This is a genomic window from Solidesulfovibrio sp. C21, assembly GCF_047785625.1.
GTDB lineage: Bacteria > Desulfobacterota > Desulfovibrionia > Desulfovibrionales > Desulfovibrionaceae > Solidesulfovibrio.
In genome coordinates, this window is the sequence record NZ_JBLODY010000060.1 from 1 (window position 1) to 25,390 (window position 25,390).

Annotated in this window: 23 protein-coding genes; 17 read left to right on the plus strand and 6 right to left on the minus strand. The window is 66.0% G+C overall.

Annotation, left to right across the window (positions count from 1 at the left end; all coding sequences use genetic code 11):
* Positions 1-52 precede the first annotated feature (52 nt).
* Positions 53-1,237, minus strand: a complete 1,185-nt coding sequence (locus ACMZ6R_RS15520; protein WP_416113079.1) for an efflux RND transporter periplasmic adaptor subunit — start codon at positions 1,235-1,237, stop codon at positions 53-55.
* A 246-nt stretch (positions 1,238-1,483) separates the two neighbouring features.
* Here ACMZ6R_RS15520 and ACMZ6R_RS15525 point away from each other — a divergent pair, with 246 nt between their 5' ends.
* The 11 genes from ACMZ6R_RS15525 to ACMZ6R_RS15575 all read left to right on the plus strand — a co-directional run bounded on the left by ACMZ6R_RS15525 (position 1,484) and on the right by ACMZ6R_RS15575 (position 10,688).
* The gene (locus ACMZ6R_RS15525; protein WP_416113081.1) at positions 1,484-1,900 is read left to right on the plus strand and encodes a hypothetical protein; all 417 of its coding nucleotides are present in this window, start codon (positions 1,484-1,486) and stop codon (positions 1,898-1,900) included.
* An 83-nt stretch (positions 1,901-1,983) separates the two neighbouring features.
* Complete coding sequence (locus ACMZ6R_RS15530; protein WP_416113083.1) at positions 1,984-2,118, plus strand: hypothetical protein; 135 nt, start codon at positions 1,984-1,986, stop codon at positions 2,116-2,118.
* 31 nt (positions 2,119-2,149) lie between these two features.
* Positions 2,150-2,344 (plus strand): hypothetical protein, encoded by a 195-nt coding sequence (locus ACMZ6R_RS15535; protein ID WP_416113085.1) that lies wholly within the window; start codon positions 2,150-2,152, stop codon positions 2,342-2,344.
* 82 nt (positions 2,345-2,426) lie between these two features.
* A complete protein-coding gene (locus tag ACMZ6R_RS15540; RefSeq protein ID WP_416113087.1) occupies positions 2,427-3,026 on the plus strand; it encodes a hypothetical protein in 600 nt (199 codons plus the stop codon).
* 69 nt (positions 3,027-3,095) lie between these two features.
* Positions 3,096-3,488 carry a class II SORL domain-containing protein gene (locus ACMZ6R_RS15545; protein ID WP_416113089.1) on the plus strand — a complete coding sequence of 131 codons (393 nt, stop codon included), beginning with the start codon at positions 3,096-3,098 and terminating at the stop codon, positions 3,486-3,488.
* Between the two features lie 201 nt (positions 3,489-3,689).
* On the plus strand, positions 3,690-4,670 hold the full coding sequence (locus ACMZ6R_RS15550) for an aldo/keto reductase (protein WP_416113091.1): 981 nt from the start codon (positions 3,690-3,692) through the stop codon (positions 4,668-4,670).
* Positions 4,671-4,744: 74 nt separating this feature from the next.
* On the plus strand, positions 4,745-5,158 hold the full coding sequence (locus ACMZ6R_RS15555; RefSeq protein WP_416113093.1) for a bacteriohemerythrin: 414 nt from the start codon (positions 4,745-4,747) through the stop codon (positions 5,156-5,158).
* Between the two features lie 159 nt (positions 5,159-5,317).
* Positions 5,318-5,884, plus strand: a complete 567-nt coding sequence (locus ACMZ6R_RS15560; RefSeq protein WP_416113095.1) for an FmdE family protein — start codon at positions 5,318-5,320, stop codon at positions 5,882-5,884.
* Between the two features lie 85 nt (positions 5,885-5,969).
* Positions 5,970-8,303 carry a glycosyltransferase family 39 protein gene (locus tag ACMZ6R_RS15565; RefSeq protein WP_416113097.1) on the plus strand — a complete coding sequence of 778 codons (2,334 nt, stop codon included), beginning with the start codon at positions 5,970-5,972 and terminating at the stop codon, positions 8,301-8,303.
* A 113-nt stretch (positions 8,304-8,416) separates the two neighbouring features.
* On the plus strand, positions 8,417-9,949 hold the full coding sequence (locus tag ACMZ6R_RS15570; RefSeq protein ID WP_416113099.1) for a methyl-accepting chemotaxis protein: 1,533 nt from the start codon (positions 8,417-8,419) through the stop codon (positions 9,947-9,949).
* Positions 9,950-10,136: 187 nt separating this feature from the next.
* Positions 10,137-10,688: a hypothetical protein gene (locus tag ACMZ6R_RS15575; RefSeq protein ID WP_416113101.1), complete on the plus strand. Its 552-nt coding sequence runs from the start codon at positions 10,137-10,139 to the stop codon at positions 10,686-10,688.
* A 140-nt stretch (positions 10,689-10,828) separates the two neighbouring features.
* Here the strand turns inward: ACMZ6R_RS15575 and ACMZ6R_RS15580 are convergent, their stop codons facing one another.
* Together ACMZ6R_RS15580 and ACMZ6R_RS15585 are read right to left on the minus strand one after the other, a co-directional pair.
* Positions 10,829-11,953, minus strand: a complete 1,125-nt coding sequence (locus tag ACMZ6R_RS15580; RefSeq protein WP_416113103.1) for an aminotransferase class V-fold PLP-dependent enzyme — start codon at positions 11,951-11,953, stop codon at positions 10,829-10,831.
* Between the two features lie 238 nt (positions 11,954-12,191).
* Entirely contained in the window at positions 12,192-14,222 is a 2,031-nt protein-coding gene (locus ACMZ6R_RS15585; protein ID WP_416113105.1) for a HAMP domain-containing methyl-accepting chemotaxis protein, read from the minus strand.
* Between the two features lie 202 nt (positions 14,223-14,424).
* On the opposite strand from ACMZ6R_RS15585, the gene ACMZ6R_RS15590 reads away from it, so the two are divergent.
* Positions 14,425-16,974 carry an ABC transporter permease gene (locus ACMZ6R_RS15590; protein ID WP_416113107.1) on the plus strand — a complete coding sequence of 850 codons (2,550 nt, stop codon included), beginning with the start codon at positions 14,425-14,427 and terminating at the stop codon, positions 16,972-16,974.
* A gap of 25 nt (positions 16,975-16,999) precedes the next feature.
* Here the strand turns inward: ACMZ6R_RS15590 and ACMZ6R_RS15595 are convergent, their stop codons facing one another.
* A complete protein-coding gene (locus ACMZ6R_RS15595; protein WP_416113109.1) occupies positions 17,000-17,563 on the minus strand; it encodes an RNA polymerase sigma factor in 564 nt (187 codons plus the stop codon).
* 223 nt (positions 17,564-17,786) lie between these two features.
* On the opposite strand from ACMZ6R_RS15595, the gene ACMZ6R_RS15600 reads away from it, so the two are divergent.
* A complete protein-coding gene (locus tag ACMZ6R_RS15600; protein WP_416113111.1) occupies positions 17,787-18,320 on the plus strand; it encodes a shikimate kinase in 534 nt (177 codons plus the stop codon).
* Between the two features lie 221 nt (positions 18,321-18,541).
* Here the strand turns inward: ACMZ6R_RS15600 and ACMZ6R_RS15605 are convergent, their stop codons facing one another.
* The gene (locus ACMZ6R_RS15605) at positions 18,542-19,876 is read right to left on the minus strand and encodes an ATP-dependent 6-phosphofructokinase (RefSeq protein WP_416113113.1); all 1,335 of its coding nucleotides are present in this window, start codon (positions 19,874-19,876) and stop codon (positions 18,542-18,544) included.
* Between the two features lie 97 nt (positions 19,877-19,973).
* On the minus strand, positions 19,974-20,336 hold the full coding sequence (locus ACMZ6R_RS15610; protein ID WP_416113115.1) for a DUF2917 domain-containing protein: 363 nt from the start codon (positions 20,334-20,336) through the stop codon (positions 19,974-19,976).
* 130 nt (positions 20,337-20,466) lie between these two features.
* Between ACMZ6R_RS15610 and ACMZ6R_RS15615 the strand changes: the two genes are divergently transcribed.
* The 4 genes from ACMZ6R_RS15615 (at position 20,467) to ACMZ6R_RS15630 (ending at position 25,138) form a co-directional block, all read left to right on the plus strand.
* Positions 20,467-21,954, plus strand: a complete 1,488-nt coding sequence (locus tag ACMZ6R_RS15615; RefSeq protein ID WP_416113117.1) for a PLP-dependent aminotransferase family protein — start codon at positions 20,467-20,469, stop codon at positions 21,952-21,954.
* Positions 21,955-22,078: 124 nt separating this feature from the next.
* A complete protein-coding gene (locus ACMZ6R_RS15620; RefSeq protein WP_416113119.1) occupies positions 22,079-22,402 on the plus strand; it encodes an STAS domain-containing protein in 324 nt (107 codons plus the stop codon).
* Positions 22,403-22,416: 14 nt separating this feature from the next.
* Positions 22,417-23,982 (plus strand): SpoIIE family protein phosphatase, encoded by a 1,566-nt coding sequence (locus ACMZ6R_RS15625; protein ID WP_416113121.1) that lies wholly within the window; start codon positions 22,417-22,419, stop codon positions 23,980-23,982.
* Between the two features lie 205 nt (positions 23,983-24,187).
* Positions 24,188-25,138, plus strand: coding sequence for an SAM-dependent methyltransferase (locus tag ACMZ6R_RS15630; RefSeq protein ID WP_416113123.1), 951 nt, complete (start codon positions 24,188-24,190; stop codon positions 25,136-25,138).
* The last annotated feature ends 252 nt before the right edge of the window (positions 25,139-25,390 follow it).

The following is a 25,390-nucleotide window of genomic DNA, read 5'->3' on the forward strand; positions in this document are numbered from 1 at the left end:
GTCCGGGGGAGGGAACCCCTTTTTTCAAAAAGGGGTTCCCTCCCCCGGCTCCTTACTCTTTTCCTCCCCCGTCCTTGGCCGACGGCGACGCGACCTTGACGACGGCGCCGGGGCGCACCTTGGTTATGCCCTCGACCACCACCATATCGTCCGGGGTCAGGCCCGAGTCGATGACGAAGGAGCCGTTCTGGCTGCCGCCGAGGGTCACGGCCTTGGCCTCGATCTTGTTCCCCGGGCCGACCACGTAGACCGACTTGCTGCCCTGGACGTCGAAAATGGCCCGCTGGGGCACGAGCAACGCGCCCTTTCTGTTTTCCAAAAGCACCCGGACCTTGCCGAACTGCCCGGGCTTCAGGATGCCGTCGGGATTGGGAAACACGCCGCGCACGCCGAGCGTCCCGGTCTTGGCATCCACGGCCCGCTCGGCCATGTCCGCCGCGCCCGTCAGCGGATAGGTTGAATCGTCGGCCAGGATGAGCGTCAGCGGAAAGTCCTGGGCCTTGCCGCCGTTGCCGGCCTGCATGGCCTTGACCAGCTCAAGGTAATCGCGCTCGCTGATGGAGAAATCGACATAGATGGGGTCGGTGGAGGAAATCTCGGCCAGAAGCGTGTTGTCGCCCTTGCCGACCAGGTTGCCGACATTGACGAAGGCCTTGCCGATGCGCCCGGTGATGGGGACGCTTATCCGGGTGTAGCCGAGGTCGCGCTCGGCCGTTTCCACGGCGCTTTTGGCGCTCGTCACGCCCGCTTCGAGCTCGTGCTGGCGGGTGAGCTTGGTGTCGTATTCATCGCGACTGACCGCGCCCTGCTTGTAAAGCTTTTCAAAGCGCGTGAAATCCACCTGCGCCCTGGACAAAAGCGTCTGCTGGCGGGCCAGCTCGGCCCGGGCCTTTTGCAGGCTCTCCTGGTACTGGCGGGGCTCGATGACGAAAAGCAGGTCCCCCTTTTTCACCACGGAGCCTTCGGTGAAAAGCCGCTCCTTGAGATAGCCCTCCACCCTGGCCCGGATATCCACGTTTTCCTTGGCCGCCAGCCGTCCCACATATTCGGCGTACACCGGCACGTCGGCCACAACCGGCTTTTGGGCCGCGACCATGACGGCCACGGGCTGCGACGCGGCGGCCTTCTCCTTGTCGGCGTCCCCGTTGCCGCAGCCCCAAAGCGATAAAAGACCCAACACCGCCGGCAACAGACAGGCAAGAAACGGGAACGGAATGCGACGTCGGCTCGGGGGCATGCGCAACTCCTTGTTTCTACTATGCGAGGATAAAGGGCCTATTATCGGGATACGGCATTTCATCATGTTCCGGCAACCCCCGGCCGGAGTTGTTTCCAATATCACCAAAAATGATCGTTGCTGGAGGACCGGGAGACCCTGCGCCTGTACGGCGGCCATCACGGCACAAGGCGCATCCGTGACGGTTTACTCTGTCGGGGAAAAAACATAGAAAATAAATTCAACCCATAAACCGGGAGACAACCCATGCGTCGCATCTCCGGCATCGCCTGCATCACGGCCCTGACCCTGTGCCTTTGCGCCTGCAACGGCCTCAACGCCATCGGCCCCAAGGACGCCACAGGAAAGCCATCGGTCTACGCCAAGGTCGAAAAAGCCCCCAACCCGCTGCTTGTCGGCTGCTACGTCAGGAGCCGGCCCAGCGAGTACAACCGGCCCAACAAGTACGAGTTCTGTCTGGTGAAGGAAGGCGACGGCTACGCCATGCTTTACTACGTGATGGACGGCAAGACCCTGGCGACGTTCAAGGATTGGACCGGAGCCGTCATCAATGGCGACTCGGTCACGGCGGAGTATGATGGGTCGCGCTATTTCGTCAAAGACGGCAAGGTGTGGCAGATGACCACCACCGGCGGGCCGCACCGCATGCTGCGCATGAACTGACGGACGCGGGGCGGGCGCGACAAAGGCGGGAGCGATCGGGACGAACTGCTGGCGGTGCCCGACCTTCAGGCGAGGGGAAAAACATGTCCGGACGGATGTGGTTGTTTCTTGGCGGCGTGGCCTGCTCCCTGCTCCTGGCCGTTTTGGCCGGCTGGCTTTTGGACGCGCCCGGGGCGTCCCTGGAAGCGCTTTTCACCGAAGTCGACGCCGCCGGATGACACTCGCTTTCTTTCAGGCTATGACGACCCCATGTTGGAGACAATTCTTGTTTTCGCCTTGCTCTTCCTGATTCTCAGCATATGCTTATGGTTTTTCATCCGCCAAAGCGTACGCAAGCGCCATGACATCATCGCCCCGGGGAAATTCGACTTCGACGCGTTCAAAGCCCGAGAGATCAACCGCCGGGGCATCCACGACAGGACCCGCTTCAGCAACAAGCACTAACCGCGAGGGATCGCCCCGCCACGGCCCGGTGCCCGGATCGGCCTTGACGCCATGCCCGGGCCGCGCCCCCAAGGAGTCCGCCATGTTTCGTTGCCGCGCCTTCATCCTTTTCGCCTTGCTGCTTTTGGCCGCGCCGACCGCCGTCCGGGCCGAAACGCCATCCAACCTGGCCGGCATCACCCTTGGCGACGCGGCCAAAAGCTACAAGGGCCGCCTCGCCCTCGCCCGGGAGCGCCCGGTCAAAAACGCCCCCTGGATGCGTCGCATTCCGCTCAAGCCCGACAAGTACTTCTCCTCGGGCTACGTCCTGGTCGGCACCTGCGCCGCGCCGGGGCGGGTGGCCAGGATCAAGGCCCGCTACCGGGACGGCAGCCTGGATTTTTTCCGCCGGATCAGCGGCGAACTGCTTTCCCGCTACGGCGACCCGACCGAATACAAGGGCGAGCTCGACGGCCGGATCATGGGCAACAAATGGGGCTATATCGATCCCTGGACCCGCCCGGTCAGCCTGATCGTGCAGCATGTCGAGGGCGAGGATCCGGAAGCCGGCGCCGGCAACACCATCAAGCTCACCAACTGGGGGCTGCTCGAAGCCGAACGCGCCTGCTGGCAGGAGCGACATCCCGCGCCCGCCCGCAAAAAAGGCCCGACCGGCGGGGATCACGGCTACATACCCCGCTAAACGCATCCGGGCTTGCCAAACCACGGCCAAAGGTGTTTACCATGCCGCCAAACCACTGCGAGGTGCAGCATGAGTATGGTCGATCTGTTTCAAACGGCTGACTGGAAAAAGGAAAAGCACGTCCCGGTGATCGAATGCCCGGCCAAGGTCCCGGCGGACGGCTTTTTCGACGTGCGCGTCTCCCTGGGCAAGGAGATCGCCCACCCCAACACCACCGAACACCACATCCGCTGGACCAGGGTCTATTTCAAGCCCGAAGGCGGAAAATTCGCCTACGAGGTGGGCAGCTTCGAGTTCACCGCCCACGGCGAGGCGGTCGAGGGGCCCAACACCGGCCCCGTCCACACCTTCCACGGCGTGACCTTCTCCATGAAGACCACCGCCCCCGGCACCCTGACCGCCGCCGCCTTCTGCAACATCCATGGCCTGTGGGAAGCCTCCCAGGCCATCAGCCTGGCCTAGGGCCTATTGAAGACCGTCTGGGGGAAAACCTTTCTTGCAGAAAGGTTCTTCCCCCAGGCCCCCTTTCCAAAGACTCTTAATAGTAACAGCGTATTACCCGTACAATACCCATAAAGGCATAATATCGAGGGAAGGGAGAGCGCGAAGGGGAGAACCCTTTGCAAAGGGTTTCCCCTCCCGCATCCTTACAGGAGTATCGCCATGGAATACGTACACATTCCGGATACGGATCTGACGGTTTCCCGGGTGGCGCTCGGCACCTGGGCCATCGGCGGCTGGATGTGGGGCGGCAGCGACGAGCGGGAGGGCATCGCCACCATCCACGCCGCCCTGGACGCCGGGGTCACCCTGATCGACACCGCCCCGGTCTACGGCTTCGGCCGGTCCGAGGAGATCGTGGGCAAGGCCCTCAAGGAATACGGCCGCCGCGATCGGGTGCATATCTCGACCAAGGTCGCCCTGGCCTGGAAGGACGGGCAGGTCCGCCGCAACGCCAGCCCCGCCCGCATCGAGGCCGAGGTCGAGGATTCGCTTCGCCGGCTCGGCGTCGAGACCATCGACATCTATTTCGTGCACTGGCCGGACGGCAAGGTGCCTTTCGAGGAGACGGCGGCCGCCCTGGAGCGGCTGCGGCTGTCGGGCAAGGTGCGCTGCGTGGGGGTGAGCAACTACGACCCGGCCCAGATGGAAGCCTTTCGCGGCCGGGCCAGGCTGTCGTTTTGCCAGCCGCCCTACAACCTGTTCGAGCGGGACATGGAAACCGCCATCCTGCCCTACTGCAAGCGGCACGGCGTGGCGCTCATGACCTACGGGGCCCTTTGCCGGGGGCTTTTGTCCGGGACCATGCGGCCGGATCGGGAATTTACCGGCGACGACCTGCGTCGGTTCGACCCCAAATTCGCCATGCCCCGGTTCGGGCAATATCTCGGCGCGGCCGGGGCCCTGGCCGCCTGGGCTAAGGAGCGCCACGGCAAGGAACTGCTCCCCTTCGCCGTGCGCTGGGTCCTCGACCAGGGCGTCGAGGTGGCCCTGTGGGGCGGCCGCCGGCCGGCCCAGATGGCCCCCATCGGCGACATCTTCGACTTTGCGCTCACGGCCGCCGATTTCGAGGCCGTCAACCGCATCCTGGCCGAACACGTGACCGACCCCGTCGGCCCGCAGTTCATGGCCCCGCCGGAATAAGCCCCGGTTCGCCGGCAGGCCGCTTCGAACCGCGGGGCGGCCTGTCCCACCACCTTGAAGGATGAGAATTCTCCATGCAGTCCACCATCTTCGACGACAGCCTGAAGACCGGCTTTGACGCCATCGACGAGCAACACCGGATGTTTCTGGACATGCTTTCCGAACTGGGGGCGCAGATACAGGCGGGGCACCATCGGCAGGGCGTGCTGGACGCCTTCCAGGGCATGCAGGCCTATGCCGACGGCCATTTCACCGACGAGGAAGCCACCATGGCCGGCTACGACTACCCGGATCTCGCGGACCATCGCCGCCAGCACGACACCTTCCGCAGCATGACGCGGGACCTGGAAAAGCGCACCGGCGAGGGTCCGGGACTCTTGTCCCTGGAAACGCTCGAATACCTGGGAACCTGGTTCGTCGGCCACATCCGCAACGACGACCAGCGCTTCGCCGCCTTCGCCCGGGAGGTAGGGGAAGGAGCGAAGTAGCGATGCGAGAGGGGAAACCCTTTAAAAAGGGTTTCCCCTCTCGCGCTCTCCCCTTCCGAAATTTTTTAGCGACACAAGGCACACGATTTTACAACCCTGCGTGATGGATTGCTTTTTCCCCGCGCCCCTGGGACAAGACGCGCCAAGGGAGGAAGCGGCATGGATACGACGCAATCCGAGACCTACGCCCGTCTGCTCGAAGAGGCGGGCCGCTTTCACGGCGACGTCTGCCGGGGCATCCGGATCGGCACCCGCATGACCATGGCCGGCCTGCGGGAGATCGGCATCGCCGACCCCAGGGGCGCGGACCGCAAGAATCTGATCGTCTTCGTGGAGATCGACCGCTGCGCCACGGACGCCATCATGGCCCTGACCGGCTGCCGGCCCGGCAAGCGCACCATGAAGGTGCTCGATTACGGCAAGATGGCGGCCACCTTCGTCAACCTGCGCACCGGGGTCGCCGTGCGCGTGGCCGCGCGCGAGGACGGTCCGGACAAGGACGCCGATCCGGCGCTTCTCGCCACGATCCCCGACGAGGCGCTTTTCCGCCTGACCCCGGTTGCCGTGCCCCTTCGCCCCGAGGATCTGCCCGGCCGGCCGGTGCGGGCCTGCCTGTGCGCGCGTTGCGGCGAGTCCGTTCTGGACGGGCGCGAGATCGTCTCCGGCGGGGAGACCCTGTGCCGGCCCTGCTTCGAGAGACGCTGTTATTATGCATCTCCGGCCTGAGCCCCGGGTTGCCAAATCATCCCGGCCACGCCTATGAACGGGGCATCGACGCGGACGCCCTCGCGCCGCATCCGGAAAGGCCGCCATGTCGCACCGCACCGCACCCACTGCCGGCGATCGCCCGTACCTCTGGGCCCTTGCCGCCGTAACCGCCATCGCCCTGGCCATGCGTCTGGCGCATCTCGGCACGCCGTCGCTGTGGTGGGACGAAATCCTCGTACCGCTCACAGCTTCCCAATCCGTGATGGAAATCCTGGCCCGCTGCCGGGTCGCGGATTTTCATCCGCCGGGCTTTTATCTGCTCATAAAAGCCGTCATGGCCGCCGGCGTGTCGGATTTCGCCCTGCGCCTGCCAAGCGCCCTGGCCGGAACCGCCGTTGTGCCGGTGGCCTATGCCCTGGTCAGGCCCCGCCTGGGACGCGGCCCGGCCCTGCTTACCGCCGCCATGCTGGCCGTCGCCGGGCCGCTTTTGCTCTGGTCGCGCCAGGTGCGGCCCTATTCCCTGATCACGCTTTTTTCCCTGCTGGCCGCCAAGGGACTTCTCGACTGGCGGGACGAGCCCCGGCCCTCCCGCATGGTGGGAGCGGCCGCGGCCACGTTCGCCTATCTGGCCCTGCATTACCTGTCGCTGCTTGTTTTGGGCGCCCAGGCGCTCTTTACGGCCGTGTCGGTCGCGGCCGACAAAAAGCTGCGCCGACCCGGCCCGCTTGCCCTCTACGCCATAAGCGCACTGCTCGGCTTTGCCGCCGCCTACGTTTTTTTCCACGCCACGGCGGGCGAGATGGAAGGCACAAGCGCCCTGGAGACGGCCGCGACCTGGCTGCGCACTCAAAGCGCCGCCGCCACCGGTTCCTCCGCCGCCCCGGCCCAGGCGGTCGTGGTCCTGACCATGCTGGCCGGCCTGCCGGTGCTGTGGCGACGCTGCCGGCCTCTTTGCCTCATGACCGCGTCCATGGTCCTGGCCCCGGCCGCCGCCCTGGTCGCGGTGCGCTATGCCTCCTATTTCAGCCCCTGGCACCTCGCCTTTGCCGTGCCCTTTGTCGCCGTCGCCGCCAGCGCCGCCCTGTCCGCCCTGCCGCGCCCGGACAGGTGGATGGGCCCCGCCGCCCTGGCCCTTGCCGCCTGGGGGCTCGTCTGGTTTCTCGGCCCGGCGGGACAGGCCCGCTACTGCGCGCCGCAAAGCCATACCGGAACCTACAAAGCCATTGCCCGCACCCTGCCGGGCCTCGTGCGGCCGGGCGCACTGGTGGTCTACTCCGCAACCGAGGAAGCCGACGGCGTGGGCTGGTACCTGAACCGCTTCACGGCCCAAAACCCGCTGACCGGCCGGAGCGTCGACCTGTCCGGTCCCACGGCGGCCCTCGATTTCGTCTCGTTTCGGGATTTCGGCCATCTGGCCAGGACAGAGGCCGAACTGGCGAAGCGGTGCGGCGCCCCACCCAGGCGCGTGGACCGGGCGACCGGGGTGACGGTGTACCACTTCACCATTGCGCGCACCCCGCCGGCCATTGCCGCGCTGCCGGGCAGCCTGCGCCTGGAACTCATGCCCCGGGACGTGGCGGCCCAGGCCTCGGCCGTTTCGGGCATCCGCCTGTTGCCGGTCTTCGGCGGCCGGGCCGTACCGGAAGCGGGCGGCAAACCGACCCGCCTGGCCTATACCGTCGCCCTGCCGCAAACGGCCGCCCCAAGCCCCATCTTCGTGCGACTGGACGTGGCCTACGACAACCCCGGCCCCGGCAACAGCCTGGCCATGACCTACGCTTTCGACGACGACGCGCCCAGGCAGGCATTTGCCAGCACCGGCCCCGATCCCGCCGAGCACAAGACGGTGATCCTGCGCCCCGGCCGCCCGGTTTCACGGCTTTCGATTGCCTTCGACATGCAAACCACCACCTTCCAGCCGACCATGACCGGCAACGCCGGCCCGACCCTACGCCTGACCGGGGTGGACATCCGGGCCGGCGATATCGCCAAGGAGACCCTGGATTCGACCTCCCTGGCCCTTAATCTGGACGGCATCGGCCCTGCGGAGGGCGACGCGGCCGGGCATTGGCGCTGGGCCATGGGGCCGACCGCGACCTGCCGTTTCCGCCTGCCCGGGCCCGAGGCGGTCCGGCTCGGCCTGTCCCTGGGCAACCCCCTCCCCGGCCAGCGCATAAGCGTGCTTTTTAACGGTGTGCCGGTGACCCACTGCGACGCCCTGCCGGCCAGGCCCTGGCTGGTCCCGGCCTGCCTGTCCGACGCCGTCCTGCCCGGGCAGACCGGGGAAAACGTGGTGGAGCTGCGCTTTTCCGACTGGAACGGCAAACCGGATGCCCCCCAGGACGCCTTCGCCCCGGGCGACGCCCGGCCCATGGCCGCGCCGCTCGTACGCCTGTTCCTGGAACGCGCCGCCACGGACGCCTGCCTTGTCTACTGAACGAGTCCGCGCTGTTACAATTGCGACTGTATTATTGCGGTTCGGGTGATTATACGTTACGGCCGACGTGTCCGCTGCCACGGATGTTTGTCCATTTTTTCCCAGGAGGAATCATGAAACGTCCGTTGCTGTTCGCAGTCCTTATCGCCAACGCCGTCCTCCTTGTCGCAAGCGCCCTGGCCGGCGGTATCCTTTCCTATTGTCTCCTGGGGCTTGCCTTCGTCCTCGTCTCGGGCTTCCTGCTGTGGGCCCAGGGACGCCTGGAAACGATGTTTGCCTCTATCAGCCGCATGTTCGCCTCGATCGCCTCCGCCACTTTCGACTGCAAGCTGGAAGACGACCCCCTGCTCCGCGCCGATGCCCTGCGCGAATCCATCCTGCCCCATGAAAAGGCCATCAAGGAACGCCTGAGCAAGGACGAAGCCATGCTCGGCAACATCATCACGCCCATGGCCATCGTCGGGGAAGATGGCAAGATCAAATGGGTCAACCAGCACATGGTGCGTCTGACGGAAAACGAGGGCACCCCGGAAAGCCACGTGGGCAAAAGCTTCTCCCGCTTCTTCTACAACGAGGAGCGCGAAACCATAGCCGACAAGGCCATCCGTGAACGCTCCCGCCAGAGTTCCAAGACGGAATTCGACACCCACAAGGGCAACCGCAAATACATCAGCATCTTCTCCACCCCAATCCTGGACTTCGACGACAACCTCATCGGCGGCTTCGTGTCCGTGGCCGACTTCACGGGCGTGGTGCTCAAGGAACGCACCATCACCGACCAAAACCACCGCATCGCCCAGGGCGTGTCCGAAGCCACCGCCGTGGCCGAGTCCCTGGCCGACGCGGCCGAGCAGATGACCAGCCACATTTCCCAGTCCACCGAAGGCATGGAGGAGCAGCGCTCCCGCACGGCCGAAGTGGCCACGGCCATCGAAGAGATGAACGCCACGATTCTCGAGGTGGCCAAAAACGCCGGGGACGCCGCCTCGACGGCCAGCAAGGCCAACGCCATGGCCACCACCGGCGCGGACCTCGTGGCCAAGGTCATAAGCGTGATGGAGTCGGTCAACGTCAAGGCGGCCGGGCTCAAATCCGAAATGCAGGATCTTGGCGGCCAGGCCCAGGGCATCGGCCAGATCATGCAGGTCATCTCCGACATCGCCGATCAGACCAACCTGCTGGCGCTCAATGCCGCCATCGAGGCGGCCCGGGCCGGCGAGGCCGGACGGGGATTCGCGGTGGTGGCCGACGAGGTGCGAAAGCTCGCCGAAAAGACCATGGCCGCCACCAAAGAGGTGAGCAACTACATCCGGGCCATTCAGGAAAGCGCCCGGCGCAACATGTCCGCCACCGACGAGACCACCCAGGGCATCGAGGACGCCGACAACCTGGCCCACGAAGCCGGCGACGCCCTGCACCAGATCCTCAATTTCGTGGAAAAAACCTCGGATCAGGTGCGTGGCATCGCCACAGCCGCCGAACAGCAGTCCGCCACGTCCGAGGAGATCAACCGCTCCACCGACCACATCAACCGCATCGCCGAAGATACCGCCGGGTCCATGACTCAGACGTCCGACGCCGTGACGAGCCTGGCCCATCTGGCCTCGGACCTCAAGACGTCCATGACCCGTATGCGGTTGGAATAACGTTCTTTCCCGTTTCGGCCCGGCTGGCGCGACCGCCCGGGCCGACGGGACGCGAAGGTATGGGCCGGGGCGCGGGAAACCGCGTCCTTTTCTTGCGCGGCCCGGCCAAAACGTGCACAATGCCCGGAAATGGGCGGCTTGCGTCGGCGCTGCCTCGCCACAGGAACCACACTGCCAAGGAGTCCCCATGCCCAAGGCCACCAACTTCACGCTTTTCAGCGGCGGCGCCCAGGGCGCCGAGGCCGAGTTCGGCCGCCAGGCCGAAAGCCACGGCGTCCAGGAAGTCACCTACACGTTCGAAGGGCACCGCATCGAACGCACCCGCGGCATCCGCGTCCTGACCCAGGAGGAACTGGCCAAGAAGGACGTGAGCCTCACTTACGTGTCCAAACTTCTGGCGCGCAAATTTTCCAACGGCCCGCAGATCCGCATGGTCCTGCGCACCATCATGCATCAGGTCGACGCCGGCCTGGAAATCTTCGTGGTGGGGAGCATCCAGGAGGACGGCACGGTCAAGGGCGGCACCGGCTGGGGCGCGGAATTCGCCAAGATCTGCAACAAGCCGCTCTTTGTCTTCTGCCAGCAAAAGGCCGGCTGGTTCACCTGGGATGGCGACACCTGGGCCCCGGTGGCCGCGCCGACCATCACCCAGACCCATTTCACCGGCACCGGCACCCGGTTTCTCGAAGAATCCGGCAAGGCGGCCATCGCCGACCTGTTCGCCCGCTCGTTCGCTTAGCCGACGCCGCCGGGGAAGGGGAACCCCTTTCCAAAGGGCATTCCCCTTCCCCGGCTCCCCTCGCGAAAATTCCCCAGGGAACGCCGTCCCTTTTTCATCCTCTTCTTACGCCAAAGGCCTCCGCCGAACCATGAGGACGCTCAGCATCCGCCAAAGGCGTCGAGCTCTGCAAAAAAGCGCTCGGCGTCCGAAGCGTCGTTGTAGCAATGCGGGGAGAGCCGGATGCGTCCGTCGCGCAACGACACGGCCACGTTGGCTCCCATCAGCGCCTTGTACAGGCCCGGGGCGTCGGGATGGCCAAAGGCGATGATGCCCGAGCGCTCCTCCGGCGTCAGGGGCGAGACCACGGGCAGCCCCCGCGCGGCAAGCCCGGCGGCCAGGATGTCGACTATGGCGAAAATGCGGAGGGTGACCTCTTCCCGGCCGAGCTCCTCGAACAGGGCAAGCGATGCGCCGTAGGCGGCGATGCCGGCAATGTCCTGGGTCCCGGCCTCGAAACGGCCGGCCCCGTCCTTCAAGCGAAAAGTCAGGCCGAGTTCCTCGGCGTCGCGCATGGAGCGCCAGCCGGCCATGACCGTACCGAGGGCGGCATCGGCCTGCGGCGCCACGTAGAAGATGCCGAGCCCCATGGGCCCGAGTTGCCATTTGTGGCAGCCGGCGGCCAGGAAATCCACGCCCAGCGCGGCCACGTCCGTGGGCAGCGCCCCCAGGCTCTGGATGGCGTCCAGGCAATACAGCGCCCCGGTCTCCCGGCAAAGCGCCCCAAGCTGCTCCGCCGGAAGACGCACGCCCGTGGTCCAGTCCACGGTTGCCGCCGCCACAAGCCGGCAGCCGGGAATGAGCCTTCGCGCCGCGTCCATGTCCAGGCGGCCGTCGTGCTTGGGCAACTCCACAACGGTCACGCCGCGTCCGGCCAGATTGTCGAAGGGAAAGCGCACGGTGGGGAAATCCGGCCAGGTCACGGCCACCTTGTCCCCCGGCCGCCAGTCGATGCCGCCGGCCACGAGCGACAACCCGTGGGAGGTGTTGCCGGTAAAGGCCACCCGGTCGGACGTGGTCCCAAGGAGGCGCGCCGCCCCGTCCCTGGCCGCGGCCACGGCCGCCTGCCAGCGAAAATAATCGGCCGAGCCCCGCCGCCACCTGTCCTCGTACACGGCCTGTCCGGCGGCGCAGGCGCGCCCGGGCAGAGGCGAGACGGCCGCATGGTTGAAATAGACCGCTTCGGCCACAACCGGAAACTCCTCACGCAACCGGGCCTGATCCACGAAGCCTCCTTAAGCAATGAAAGAATGCGAGAGGGGAAACCCTTTAAAAAGGGTTCTCCCCTCTCGCGCTCTCCCCTTCCTAAATTTTCTAACTCTTACGGCGGTGTTCTAACTGCACAACCCATTGCCAATTATTTAAAAATCCACTGACATATTGGCATATACCGCTAAAAATCTTTGGAAAGGGGGTCTGGGGGAAGAACCTTTCTGCAAGAAAGGTTTTCCCCCAGTTTCTTCTCTAAAACCGCTCGAAATCGTCGTCCTTGTCGTCGAGGTTGATGCCGACCCCGCCGGAGGACGTCTTGGCCGTGGCCGAACGGGTCGGCGTCTTGGCGGCCGGCCGGCCGCCGGAAGCGGGCAGGGCCTTGACCGTCCGGACTTGCCGGCGTCCCGTACCGTCCACCCGGAAAAAGGCCATGGTGCTTTGGAGCTGCTCGGCCTGGCTCGAAAGCTCCTCGGAGGTGGAGGCCATCTCCTCGGAGGCCGAGGCGTTTTGCTGCACTACCTGGTCGAGTTGCTGGATGGCCTTGTTGATCTGGTCGGCCCCGGAATTCTGCTCCTGGCTCGCGGCGGCGATTTCCTGCACCAGGTCGGCCGTGCGCTGAATGTCGGGCACCATCTTGGTCAGCATGGACCCGGCCCGTTCGGCCACCTGGACGCTGGAGGAGGACAGTTCGGAGATTTCGGCCGCGGCCGAGCCGCTGCGTTCGGCGAGTTTGCGCACCTCGGCCGCCACAACGGCGAAGCCCTTGCCGTGTTCGCCGGCCCGGGCGGCCTCGATGGCGGCATTGAGCGCCAGCAGGTTGGTCTGGCGGGCGATCTCCTCGATGATGGAGATCTTTTCGGCGATATTCTTCATGGCCTCCATGGCCGACACTACGGCTTCGCCGCCCTTACGGGCGTCCTGGGCCGCCTTGACCGCAATGGACTGGGTCTGCTGGGCGTTCTCGGCGTTCTGCTTGATGTTGGAACTCATCTGCTCCATGGACGAGGAGATTTCCTCGACGCTGGCCGCCTGTTCCGTGGCCCCCTGGGACATGCTCTGGGCCGAGGCGGAAAGCTCCTCCGACCCGGACGCCACATTTTCCGAGGCCGACTGCACCTCGGCCACCACCTCACGCAATTTGCTGACCATCTCGTTGAGCGAGGCGGCCAGAATGCCGATCTCGTCCTTCTGGTCGATGTCGAGCAGGCGGGTGAAGTTCCCCTCGGCCATGGCCCTGGCGAACTCCACTCCCTTGACCACCGGGCCGGTGATGGCCTTGGTCAGGAAAATGGCGACAAGGATGCCGAGCACAAGCGCCACGGCCAATCCGCCGAGCATGATCGTGGAAGCGGTGGACAGACTGGCGACAGCCTCGTTGGCGATCTGCTGGGTGGCTTCCAGGGCCGCCTTGGCCGTTGCCCCGGCCGAATCCTGCACGCCGTTGCCGGCGTCCAGGCGCTTGGCGGCCAGCTCCTGCAACACCTTGTAGTTGTCCAGGAAGTCGCTCAGAGCCTGCCGGTACTTGCCGGCGGCGTCCTTGATGGCGGCCAGTTGCCGCAGGTTGGCGTCGGCGCGGGTCTTGCCCCGCAATGTTTCCACGGCCTGCTCCAGGGGCGTAAATTCCTTGATGGCCTCTTCGATGGCGCGCGGATCGCGGTAGAGCTGGCCCCGGTAGTTGTTGACCCGGATGGCCGTGACCTGGGTGAGGAGGCCGTCGATGCCGGCCACCTTGTCGGCGCGGTCGCGCAAGGCTTCGGCGGTCATGCCCCTGGCGATTTCGTCGCGCAGCGTCTTGGTCTGGCTTTCCTGGTACTCACCGGTGTTTTTCACAAACGCGGCGGCGGCCACATCCAGGGTGCGCCGCACCCCGGTCAGGGCGTCCAGGCTCGATGACGTGTCCGCAATGAGCTTTTCGTATTCCGTGACCTTGGCCTGGGCCTTGCCCACATCCTCGCGCAGCTGGGTCAGGTCCGGATATTTTTCCGAGTGGGCCTTGGCCTCGCCCAGAGCCCGCTTGAGTTCGGCGAAATTGCGCAGGCCGGCCTCAAGATCTTTTTTATTTTCACTGTACCCATAGGCGCGGATGTCCATCATCACCTGCGAAGCGGCCCGCTCGATCTTGTTGGCGATGGCGACTTCCGGAACGAATTCCTTGGCCAGCCGGGTGGATTGGATTTCGACGCCGTGCATGTTGACCACAGCCATGCCGCCAAGCACGCAGGCAATGAGGATCAACAGTCCGAAGCCGATAGTGATTTTGACGCCAAGTTTCATGTTTTTCACGTTCGTTCCCCCCTTGCTTGCGTTTCCCAAATCCCCGCCCTATTACAAACCGCGCCACCCTCAATGGGCGCGGGCGCTTTATGCTGCGCATCTTCATTACTTGTCTTATTTCGCTGCTTGTTGCAATGCCAATAGTGTTTTTCCAGACGGAAGCCCCGTCTCGCCATTTACCGTAATGCTGGCAACAGGCAGGACAAAGGACATGCGTTTTTCCAATGGGATAGGGTTGGCTTTGCGTCTGGCCGGGCGGGAATTGCGGGCCGGTTTCCGAGGCTTCGGCGTTTTTCTGGCCTGCCTGGCCCTGGGTGTCGCCGCCGTGGCCGGGGTCAAGAGTCTGGCGGCCTCCTACGAAGCCGGCCTCATCGAGGATGCGGCGGCGCTTCTGGGCGGCGACCTGGAGGCGGCCCTGTCCCAGCGGCCGGCGACCGCCGAAGAACAGGCCGCCCTGGCCCGGCTCGGCCGCGTCTCCCACCTCGTGTCCATGCAGGTCATGGCCCGACGCCAGGCGACAGCCGGCCCGGCCCCCCGGACGCTGGCCACCCTGCGGGCCGTGGACGGGGCGTATCCGCTCTACGGGAAGGTGGAGTTGCGCCCGCCCATGCCTCTGGCCTCGGCCTTGGCCGTTCGCGACGGCCGGCCCGGCGCGGTCGTCGCGCCGGAACTGCTCTCGCGCCTCGGGATCGGCGTCGGCGATACGATCCTCGTCGCCGACGCGGCCTATGTCGTGCGGGCTGTGCTTGAGCGCACGCCCGATGCCGCCGGCAGCCTGACCGCCCTGGGACCGCCCCTGCTCGTGGCGGCGTCCAGCCTGCACGCCGCCGGCTTGGACGGCCCGGGGAGCCTTACCCGCCACTTTTATCGCCTGCGGCTTCCGGCCGGCGCAACGGCCAAGAGCACCCTTGCCGCCTTGCGTCGGGAGTTTCCCACGGCCGACTGGCGGTTGCGCGACGCGGCCGCGGCCCAACCGGGGCTCACGCGCTTCATGGACCGGCTGGCCGCCATCACCGCCCTAGTCGGCCTTGCCGCGCTGCTCTTGGGCGGCATCGGCATCTCCCAGGCCGTCTCCGGCTACCTCGACGGCCGCACGGCCTCCATCGCGGCCATGAAATGCCTGGGCGCGCCCCGCCGGCTGATCGTGACCACCTATCTCCTGGTGATCGCGGGGCAAGCCGCCTGCGGCATCGCCGTGGGCCTGCTTGTCGGGGCCATGGTTCCGGTCGCGCTTGGCCCGCTTCTCGGCACGCTTGTGCCGGTGCGTTTCCCGCCAGGACCCTATCCCGGGGCGCTGGGGCTGGCCGGAGCCTGCGGGGCGCTGACCGCCCTGGCCTTTTCCCTGCCCCAGCTGGCCGCCGCCGGGCACGTGCCGCCCCTGCTTCTTTTTCGCGGCTACGACGCCCCGGATCGCCCGCGTCTCGGACTGACCGCCCGGCTGCCGGGACTTGTCTGCCTGGCCGGACTTTTCGCCCTGGCCGTGGCCTCCACCCCGGACCGGCGACTGGGGCTGGGGTTCGTTGTGGCGGCCGTCGCGGCAACGGCCCTGTTTTGGCTTTTCGCCAGACTGGCGGTCTTTCTGGCCGGGCGCATCCCGCGCCGCCCCGGAATCCGGGGACTGGCCCTTCGTGCCATATCCCGCCCGGACAACCAGGTGGGGCGGGTGCTGGCGGCGCTCGGCCTCGGGCTTTCCACCCTGTGCGCCATGATCCTGGTGGAGGCCAATTTCCGCGCCGCCTTCACCGAGGACATTCCCCGCACGGCCCCGGCCTTTTTTTTCGTGGACATCCAGCCGGGCCAGTTGTCGGCGTTCCTGCAAACGGCCCGGTCCGTGCCGGGAGTCACCCGTATCGAGACCTCGCCCATGGCCCGGGGACGCATCGCCAGACTTCGCGGCAAGCCTGTGGCGGAGGCACGCGTGGACCCGGACGCCCGTTGGGCCGTCCAAGGCGACCGGGGGCTGACCTACGCCACGACCATGCCCGAAGGCACGCGCATCGTGGCCGGGCGCTGGTGGCCCAAGGACTATGCCGGGCCGCCGCTGGTGTCGGTGGATGCAAAGATCGCCGCCGGCCTGGGGCTTTCCCTGGGCGACACGGTGACGGTCCATGCGCCGGGCCGCGAGATCACGGCCACGGTGGCCAGCCTGCGGCGCATCAACTGGCTGTCGCTCGACATCAACTATGTCTTCGTCTTTTCGCCCGGAGCGCTTGACGGCATTCCCATGACCTGGCTGGCCACGGCCTCCGTGGACAAAAAAAGCCCCGGCGATCCGGCCGAGGCGCTTTTTGACACCGTGACCAAACGGTTTTCCAACGTGACCGCCATCGGCACCGGCGATGCCTTAAGCGCCGTGCTGCGCGTGGCGGACAAGGTCGCGGCCGCCGTCACCGTCGCGGCCGGAACCACGCTGGCCGTGGGCATGCTGGTGCTGCTGCAGACCATGGCCGTGGGCATGCGGCGCAAATCCTACGAAGCGGCCATCTACAAAGCCTGCGGCGCGAAACGGCGGGATATCCTGGCGGTTTTTCTGGGGGAAAACGCCCTGCTCGGGGTGCTGGCCGGGTGCATGGCCCTGGTCATCGGCGGCGGGCTGGCCTGGGCCTTCGTGGCCTTTTTCATGGACCTGCCGTTTCGCTTTTTCGCCGGGCCGGCGATGCTCACGGTGGGGGCGGCGGCGGGATTGACGCTGACGCTCGGCATGGCCGGGCTTTGGCGCACCCTGTCGGGCAAGGCCTGGCCCTACCTGCGCAACGAATGATCAGTCGTCCGCGCCGACCGGCCGCTCAGCCATGTTCCTTCTCCAGATAGGCCTTGAGCTTGCGCCGGGCGCGGAAGGCCCGGACCTTGACGTTGACCTGGGTCATCCCGGTCATGCCCGCCACCTCTTCCACGCTTTTGCCCTCGAGCCCCAAAAGCACCACCAGCATCCGGTCCCTGGGGCCAAGCACGGTCATGGCCGCCTCCAGCCGGCGCCTCGCGTCGCGGGCCTCGAGCCTGGCCTGGTCGCGCTCGTCGGGCAGCGATTCCTCGATTCCGGCCACCAGATCCACGTCGGATTTGCGCCGCCGCAACCAGTCGATGCAGGTGTTGGCCGCGATGCGGTGCAGCCAGCCGCGAAAAACCGCTCCGTTGCGCAGCGTTCCCAGATTCAGGTAGGCCTTGACGAAGATCTCCTGGGTCAGATCCTCCATGCCGTCGGGATCGTCGCAAAAGCGCGAGACGAGATGCAGGACGTCGGGCTGGTGCCGGGACACCAGGACCGCGAACGCCCGTTGATCCCCTTGGGCGGCGGCGGCGGCCAGGGAGCCGTCGTCGATCCCCTCGAGTTTCGTCAGAAATTGTCCCATGCCCACCAGCCGTCAGCACGACCGACTGTGGGCCGAGGCCGCACCCGTCACCCCGTCCATGCCGCAAGTCCCTCCTCGATGGCGCGGGCAGAAGCCCACACTGCCGTCTTTGGCGCGGCAAAGAGGCCTTCGGTTACACCCCGGCTCGACAGAAAGCCCCCGGAACGCTATTTCCCGGACGCGGCGGACCCCTTTTCCGCCAGTATCCTTCACGGAGGCCGCCATGCCCCTTGCCGACGACCGCAACATCTACCTCATCGGCCCCCGGGCCTCGGGCAAAACCAGCCTGGGCAAACGTCTGGCCGAGCGCCTCGGACGGCCGTTTACCGACCTCGATGCGGCATTTTGCGAAAAACACGGGGAAACCATCGCCGATATGGTCGGCCGCGACGGCTGGGACGCCTTCCGCCGGGCCGAAGCCGCCATCCTGGCCAAAACCGCCGGACAGCCGGGACAGGTGGTGGCCACGGGCGGCGGCGTTATCCTCCTGCCCGAGAACCGCGACCTGCTGGGCAAGGGACTGGTCTTCTACCTCCAGGCCGACCCGGAACGCCTGGCCGAACGCCTCATGGCCGACTTAAACGAGGAACAACGGCCCCAATTGACGCAACTCGGGCTGCACGAGGAAATCACCACCACCCTGGCCGAACGCGAACCGCTCTACCTGGCCTGCGCCCACGCCAGCCTGCCCGAACGCCCCATCGACGAACTCCTCGAATTCGCCCTGCGCGCCCTGGCGGCCTGGGAGAGAGAATAGGGGATGGGGATAGGGAGAGAGGAAGAGACTTCCCGGGGGGAACCTTTTCTGAAGAAAAGGTTCCCCCCGGGCCCCCTTCCAAAAGACTTTTAATAGTTACAGATAATTACCGTCACAGAGTCTGTAACCGTCGAAAGTTTTTGGGAAGGGAGAGCGCGAGAGGGGAACCCTTTTTTCAAAAAGGGTTCCCCTCTCGCACACTCTTCTCTCTTCCCGAAAAATTACCTAGCGCAAAAAATGGCGGGGTCGTCGATGAAGGGGGTTACGGTGTACTGGCCTGTGGATTCGATCACCGAGCGCCAGTAGTCCGAGGCGATGTTGAGCTTCTTGCGCCTAAGCGTCACGAGGTCGAGGGGCAGGTGGACGTAGCGGCCGTAGAGCTTGGACACCACCATCCCCGTTTTGCCGGCCATGGCCGCGTGCACCGCGTTTTGCCCCAGAAAGCCGCAGTAGACCCGGTCGTTGGCATTGGCCGGGACCGACCGGACGATATAGCTCGGGTCGATGAACTTGAGCGTCATGGGGACGTCGCGGTCGCGGAAATACGACTCGATCCTGTCGGAAAGAAATTCGGCGATGTCGCCGAGCACCGGGTTGCCCGAGGCGTCGCGCAGCCCCGTGTCCGGGAGCAGGTCCTGCCCGGCGCCCTCGGCCACGACGATCACGGCGTGACCACGCCGGGCCAGGCGACTTTCCAGGGACGGCAAGAGCCCATGCTCCCCCTCCAGGGCGAAGGGGTATTCCGGCACCAGCACGTAGTTGACTTCCTTGAGCGCGAGCGTCGCCTGGGCGGCGATAAACCCCGATTCCCGCCCCATGAGCTTGACCAGACCCACGCCGTTCAAGGCTCCGATGGCCTCGGTATGGGCGCAACGGATGGCCTTGGCGGCCTTTTCCACGGCCGTGTCGAAGCCGAAGGACTGGGTGACGAGGTTGATGTCGTTGTCGATGGTCTTGGGCACGCCGATGATGCTGATTTTCGAACCGCGTCGGGCGATTTCCTCCTGAATGCGCCGGGCCGCCTTCATGGAGCCGTCGCCGCCGATGACGAAGAGCATGGCGACATTGAGGCGCTCCAGGGCGTCGGCGATATCTTCCGGGCGCTGGGGGCCGCGGCTGGAGCCGAGCATGGTGCCGCCGAACTGATGGATGTCGGCCACGTTGGCCGAAGTCAGTTCCAAGGGTTCGTGGCCGTAGGATTCGATGAACCCTTGCAGGCCGAAGCGGATGCCGAGCACGCCGGCCACGTGGTAGTTATGGTGGGCCTCCATGACGATGGCCCGGATGACGTCGTTTAAGCCCGGGCACAGCCCGCCGCAGGTGACGATGGCCGCCTTGACCTTGGACGAGTCGTAGTAGATGCGGCTGCGCGGCCCGGCCAGCTCGAAGTCGGCGAAGCATGGCCCCTCGCCCGAACCGAATTCGCTGGCGTCGAGCTCCACCCGGGCGCGGCTGTCGTCGGCGAAGCGGCAATAGGGCAGCGGCGAGGGAATCTTGGCCGGGCCGAGAACCGGGATGGACGTGTCGATGGGGGCGATCGGACAGCTTTCTTCCATGCGGCAGGCTCCTTTGCTGTCCTGGCGATAGCAGGTTGCGCCAAGCCCGGCAACACGATCCGGCGTCAAACGAATTGCGCCTCACCGACGAAAGGCCTCAGTCCCAGCACACCTGGGCTTCCGACGCGTCGCCCCGCCCGGAGATCACCACCTTGCCGCCCCGGGGAAAGCTCGCCCGCTGCCCGGGCGTCAGCACCGTATCCCGGCCGTTGCCCGCCGCCGTCACCCAGACCGCGCCGCGCCGGCACTCCACCCGGCAAAACCGCGTGCCGGAAAGACTCAGATATTTGCCCTGGCCCAGGCGCACGGTCAGCCGCCGCCCCGGCGTGAAAAGACGCTCGCCGGCCTCGGCCGCCACCCGCACGAGCCGGTTGTCCCGAAAGCGGGAAAGCCAGGTGTCCAAAAGCCCGGGACGGGCCGCCGCAAGCTGTCTGTCTTCCTTGATGCGATCCACAAGCATGGCGTCCTCCTCATCTTTGAGCCGTCGGCCCCACCGGCGGCGCGCTTCCTTTAGAGCAGAACGTCTGTTACCATGACAGACACAGTTCAGAGAAAAAACGGGCATAACAGATTGGCCAGGAGGAAACGCCATGTCCCTGACCGAGACCGACGAAGGCGTCTTCCGCTACGTCAGCGTGGAGCGCCATATCCTGGAGCGCATCGAGGCCGGGGAGCTGCTCCCTGGCGAGCGCATCCCGTCGCTGCGCGCCCTGGGAACCCGGCTTGGGGTGAGCGTGTCCACGGTCAACCAGGCCTACATGGCCCTTGAGCGGCGCGGGGTGGTGGAGGCGCGGCCCAAGTCGGGATTTTTCGTGCGCTCGCGGCCCGACCGCCCCCCCGCGCCCCGGCCGTCGCGCCTGCCGGCCAAGCCGCCCACGGCCGTCAACCGAGGGGCGCTGATCCGCGAGGTACTCAGCGGCATGGGCCGGCACGACATGGTGCCCCTCAATGTGGCCCAGACCGACGAATCGCTTTTGCCCACGCGCCGGTTGTCCCGGCTTCTGGCCAAGGTGGCGACGGCCGGCGGCGAGTCGGTGGTGGCCTACGAGGGCGTGTTCGGGAATCTGGGACTTCGCCGCCAGATCGCCTGGCGTCTGGTCGAGGCTGGCATCGAGGCCCGGCCCGAGGACGTCATGGTCACCTCCGGGGCCATGGAGGCGCTTTACATCGCCCTGCGCTCGGTCACGCGGCCGGGCGACAACGTGGCCATCGCCGCCCCTTCCTACTACTGCTTTCTGCAGTTGCTGGAGAATTTCGGCCTGCGGGCCGTGGAGCTGCCCTCCCACCCCGACGGCGGCGTGCGGCCGGCCGATCTGGGTGCGGCCCTGGACCGCTTCGACATCAAGGCCGTGATCCTCACGCCCAATTTCAACAACCCCGACGGCGCGCGCATCCCTGATCCGGACAAGGCCGCAATGGCGGCCATGGCTGCCGCCCGGGGCGTGCCGGTCATCGAGGACGACGTCTACGGCGACCTGTATTTCGACGGCGGCCGGCCGCGCTGCCTGGCCTCCTCCGACACCGACGGCTACGTGCTCCACTGCTCCTCGTTTTCCAAGACCCTGGCCCCGGGCTTCCGGGTCGGCTATCTGCTCCCCGGGCGGTATGCGGCCAAGGCCTTCGAGATCAAGGCCACCACCAACGTCTGCTGCGCCACGCCCACCCAGATCGCCGTGGCCGAATACCTTTCCCAGGGTTCCTTCGAGCGCCACCTGCGCAAGATCCGGGCCGTGCTCGAACGCCAGGCCCGCATGATGGAGGAACGCATCCTGCGGCGCTTTCCGCCGGGAACGAGGGTCACCCACCCTGGCGGCGGCACGGTGCTGTGGGTCCAGCTGCCCGAGTCCGTGGACTCCATCAGGCTCTTTTACGAGGCCAAGGCCAAGGGCATCGGCGTGGCCCCGGGCAACATCTTTTCCAGTTGCGACCAGTTCAGCCGTTTCTTGCGCCTAAGCTACGGCAATGTCTGGACGCCGGTCGTGGACGAGGCACTGACCACGCTCGGACGCCTTGCCGCGGCCCAGGCGGAAGGGGCGGGCTTGCCTAAGGATGATGATTGCCCTAAGCACAACACGTAATCGTCATCCGAACACCATCCGCGTCCCCAATACCCATGTGCGCGCACGTGGATTTTCGCGGCGCGCGCGGCAGGCTTCGCCCAACCCGCTGGCGCACCGCAGCCGCGTCCCAGGGAGATTCCCCATGGAAAAGCCCACCCATACGGAAACCGATCAGGCGCTGGTCATCGGCCTTTCCGGCGAAATCGTCATGGACCTGGTGGCGGACCTCAAAGCCGAACTGACGCTCCTTCTCGACGCCACGCAAAAGCCCGAGGTGGTGTGCGACATGCGCCAGGTGGCCTTCATGGACAGTTCCGGCGTGGGACTTCTCATCGGCATCCGCCGCCTGTGCGAGGACAAGGGCAAGGCCTTTCGCGTGGCCGACCCCAGCCCGGCCATCCGCAAGCTTTTTTCCATGCTGCGCCTGACGGAATTTTTCGCCATCGCCCCGGCCGACGCCTCCTGACCCCTCGCCCCGCCATGCGCATCGCCATTGTCGACGACTCGGAGACCTTCACCGTCTATCTGCAAAGCCTGCTGCGCGGCGCGGGGCTCGACGACCTCGTTTTCTACGGCACGGCCGAGAAGCTGCTGGCGGCGCTGGCAGGCGGCGCCTCCCCGCTGCCCGACCTGATCCTCATGGACTGCATCATGCCCGGCCTCGACGGGTTGTGCTGCACGCGGCGCATCAAGGCGGACGCCCGGCTGGCCGACATCCCGGTCATCATGATCACGGTCAGCGACGACGAGGCCAATCTGGCCGAGGCCTTCGCCGCCGGGGCCATGGACTACATCCGCAAGCCCCTTCGCCGCTCGGAGCTCCTGGCCCGGGTGGACTCGGCGCTACGGCTCAAGCAGGCCGTGGACGCGCGCAAGGACCACGAACGCCGGATTCGGGACGAAAAAGACCGCATGGCCGCCATCCTGGAGTATTCCCACGACGGCATCGCCGTGGCCGGCCCGGACGGCCGCTTCGAGTTCGTCTCCCCGGGCATGGAGCGCATTTTCGGGCTGCCGGCCGACTCCTACACCACCGTGGACCGCTGGCTGGACATCGCCTTTCCGGACCAGGAGGTCCGCGCCGACCTGGCCGACCTCATCACCGCCCGCCCGGCCCCGGGCCACGTCTGGCGCCGGCTCGCCCCCCATGTCGCCAAAAAAGGCCAGCACCGGGTCTGCCAGCTCCACCTTTCCACCATGCCCGGCGGCGACCTGATCCTGAACATCCAGGACGTCACCCTGTTCGAAAAGCAGAAGGAAGACCTGCAAAAAAAACACTCGCGCCATCAAAAGGACCTGGAGGCGGCGGCCGAGATCCAGCAGAGCCTGCTTCCCCGGCGCTTCACCATGTCGCCCGCCATCCGTTTCGCCTGGGAATTTTTGCCCTGCGAATCCATCGGCGGCGACATCTTCAACGTCTTTCCCCTGGGGCCCGACCATGTCGGGCTCTATATGCTCGACGTGTCGGGGCACGGCGTGGCCTCGTCGCTGGTGGCGCTTTCGGTCTACAATTTCATGCACTACCAGCGGGCCACCCTGGTCGACCGTTCGGCGGGGCGCATCACCGTGGTGCCGCCGGAAGTGGTGCTGACGCGGCTCGACGCGGAATTTCCCTTCGAAAACTTCTCGAAATTTTTCACCATGTTCTACATGACCCTGGACCTCGGCACGGGCAGGGTCCGCTACAGCAACGCCGGGCATCCGCCGCCGTACCGCCTCACCCCCGACGGGGACATCGCGACGCTTCCCGAGCGCGGCACCATCATCGGACTTTCGGGCTTCCTGCCCTTTCCGGCCGGGGAATTTTTCATGGCCCCGGGTGAACGGCTGGTCGTCACCAGCGACGGCCTGGCCGACACCGTGGACCCGGAGGGCGCGTTTTTCGGCGAGAGCCGCATCCGGTCCGTGCTGACGCGGGAGGCGAAAAAGCCCCTCGAGGCGACCCTTGCCGCCGTACGCCGGGCGGCCCGTGATTTCTGCGGCGACACCCCGCCCCGCGACGACGTAAGCCTGCTTGGCCTGGAATTCGTCCGGCCGAGGGCCTAGTGTCGCGTTCTCGAAATTCGTGCATACGAATTTTGAGAATAATATATTTAAATAATTATTTTTTCTCTAAAAAATATTATCATATTTTTTAGAGAACGCCACACTAGCCCTCGCCCCTTCCGCGGTATCCGCCCTGTCCCGCCTTGCCTCGCACGGGCCGGCGGCCTATATGTCTGTCCCTCAAATTCGCTATCCGGTGCCGCCTATGCCCTTTACCGTCTACCATGCCGCCCCGGGCCTCCTGCCCGAACTCGTTACCGAACTCGGCGAGGCCGTCACGGCCGTGCGCGACCCGCTGGTCACGGCCGACGGCCCGCCCAGGCAGGCCGCCTTCGCCGCCAACGTCTGGACCGAGCCGGTCTTTCTCCACGTGGATTCCATCGGCGACGCGGCCAAAAAACTCAAGGCCATCCAGCGCAACTGGGCGCTGGTGCCTTCGGGCCATTTCCGCCGGGCGGCGCTCGTGGTCGAAAAGCTGCCCAAGGTGACGGCAAAGCCCCTCGTTTTCGGCGCGCCGCTGCCCACCGCGCCCCTCGGCGCGTTCACCCTCTGGGAGGAAAACCTGCTGCTGGCCTCGCCCGCGACCAGCGAGCCCGTGCCGGGCGGCGAGTACCGCTTCGCGGAAGACAAGGAAGGACCGCCGAGCCGGGCCTACCTCAAGCTGTGGGAATTTTTCACGCGCACGGGCGTGCGCCCCGCGCCGGGGGAACTGTGCCTGGACATGGGCGGCAGTCCCGGGGGCTGGGCCTTCGTCCTGGCGAGCCTCGAGGCGCGGGTCTTCTGCATCGACAAAGCGCCGCTGGCACCAAACGTGGCCCACGACCCGCTCGTGTCCTGGTGCCAGGGCAGCGCCTTCGGCCTCGATCCCCGCCACGCCGGGGAAGTGGACTGGCTCTTTTCCGACGTGATCTGCTACCCCGACCGGCTCTACGAATGGCTGTCACGCTGGCTCGAATTCGGCCAGTGCCGCCGCTTCGTGCTGACGGTCAAACTGCAAGGCGAAACCGATTTCGCCCTGCTGGACCAGTTCCGCGCCATCCCCGGCTCGCGCCTGCTCCACCTCTCCCATAACAAGCACGAACTGACGTTCGCGCTGTTGGGGAAGGAGAAGGAGGAGGAGGAGGATGCCTCCGGCGGCCAGGGGGAAACTTTTTGAAAAAAGTTTCCCCCTGAACCCCTTTCCAAAACTTTTGGCGGGGTGATGGGCGGGGAAGACGTGGGTTGGCGGGGTACCGGAGTTGTGGCCGCAATCGGCCCGGCGGCACGCGGCGCTTTGCGCCGCGACGCCGGACACGATTGCGGCCACAAACGCGCCAGCGGCGAAGCGCCGCATAAAAGACCCCAACCCCGTTAAGAGTTTTTGGGGAGGGAGGGGGTCTGGGGGAGGGGACCCTTTTTTGCAAAAAAG

What these genes read in the sequence shown, in the direction of transcription:
- ACMZ6R_RS15615 (WP_416113117.1), top strand. Translation starts at nt 20,467, where the DNA reads ATGTCCCTGACCGAGACCGACGAAGGCGTCTTCCGCTACGTCAGCGTG.
- ACMZ6R_RS15555 (WP_416113093.1), top strand. Translation starts at nt 4,745, where the DNA reads ATGCAGTCCACCATCTTCGACGACAGCCTGAAGACCGGCTTTGACGCC.
- ACMZ6R_RS15560 (WP_416113095.1), top strand. Translation starts at nt 5,318, where the DNA reads ATGGATACGACGCAATCCGAGACCTACGCCCGTCTGCTCGAAGAGGCG.
- ACMZ6R_RS15540 (WP_416113087.1), top strand. Translation starts at nt 2,427, where the DNA reads ATGTTTCGTTGCCGCGCCTTCATCCTTTTCGCCTTGCTGCTTTTGGCC.
- ACMZ6R_RS15565 (WP_416113097.1), top strand. Translation starts at nt 5,970, where the DNA reads ATGTCGCACCGCACCGCACCCACTGCCGGCGATCGCCCGTACCTCTGG.
- ACMZ6R_RS15570 (WP_416113099.1), top strand. Translation starts at nt 8,417, where the DNA reads ATGAAACGTCCGTTGCTGTTCGCAGTCCTTATCGCCAACGCCGTCCTC.
- ACMZ6R_RS15605 (WP_416113113.1), bottom strand. Translation starts at nt 19,876, where the DNA reads ATGGAAGAAAGCTGTCCGATCGCCCCCATCGACACGTCCATCCCGGTT.
- ACMZ6R_RS15545 (WP_416113089.1), top strand. Translation starts at nt 3,096, where the DNA reads ATGAGTATGGTCGATCTGTTTCAAACGGCTGACTGGAAAAAGGAAAAG.
- ACMZ6R_RS15620 (WP_416113119.1), top strand. Translation starts at nt 22,079, where the DNA reads ATGGAAAAGCCCACCCATACGGAAACCGATCAGGCGCTGGTCATCGGC.
- ACMZ6R_RS15595 (WP_416113109.1), bottom strand. Translation starts at nt 17,563, where the DNA reads ATGGGACAATTTCTGACGAAACTCGAGGGGATCGACGACGGCTCCCTG.
- ACMZ6R_RS15520 (WP_416113079.1), bottom strand. Translation starts at nt 1,237, where the DNA reads ATGCCCCCGAGCCGACGTCGCATTCCGTTCCCGTTTCTTGCCTGTCTG.
- ACMZ6R_RS15630 (WP_416113123.1), top strand. Translation starts at nt 24,188, where the DNA reads ATGCCCTTTACCGTCTACCATGCCGCCCCGGGCCTCCTGCCCGAACTC.
- ACMZ6R_RS15550 (WP_416113091.1), top strand. Translation starts at nt 3,690, where the DNA reads ATGGAATACGTACACATTCCGGATACGGATCTGACGGTTTCCCGGGTG.
- ACMZ6R_RS15590 (WP_416113107.1), top strand. Translation starts at nt 14,425, where the DNA reads ATGCGTTTTTCCAATGGGATAGGGTTGGCTTTGCGTCTGGCCGGGCGG.
- ACMZ6R_RS15625 (WP_416113121.1), top strand. Translation starts at nt 22,417, where the DNA reads ATGCGCATCGCCATTGTCGACGACTCGGAGACCTTCACCGTCTATCTG.
- ACMZ6R_RS15610 (WP_416113115.1), bottom strand. Translation starts at nt 20,336, where the DNA reads ATGCTTGTGGATCGCATCAAGGAAGACAGACAGCTTGCGGCGGCCCGT.
- ACMZ6R_RS15525 (WP_416113081.1), top strand. Translation starts at nt 1,484, where the DNA reads ATGCGTCGCATCTCCGGCATCGCCTGCATCACGGCCCTGACCCTGTGC.
- ACMZ6R_RS15575 (WP_416113101.1), top strand. Translation starts at nt 10,137, where the DNA reads ATGCCCAAGGCCACCAACTTCACGCTTTTCAGCGGCGGCGCCCAGGGC.
- ACMZ6R_RS15530 (WP_416113083.1), top strand. Translation starts at nt 1,984, where the DNA reads ATGTCCGGACGGATGTGGTTGTTTCTTGGCGGCGTGGCCTGCTCCCTG.
- ACMZ6R_RS15600 (WP_416113111.1), top strand. Translation starts at nt 17,787, where the DNA reads ATGCCCCTTGCCGACGACCGCAACATCTACCTCATCGGCCCCCGGGCC.
- ACMZ6R_RS15535 (WP_416113085.1), top strand. Translation starts at nt 2,150, where the DNA reads ATGTTGGAGACAATTCTTGTTTTCGCCTTGCTCTTCCTGATTCTCAGC.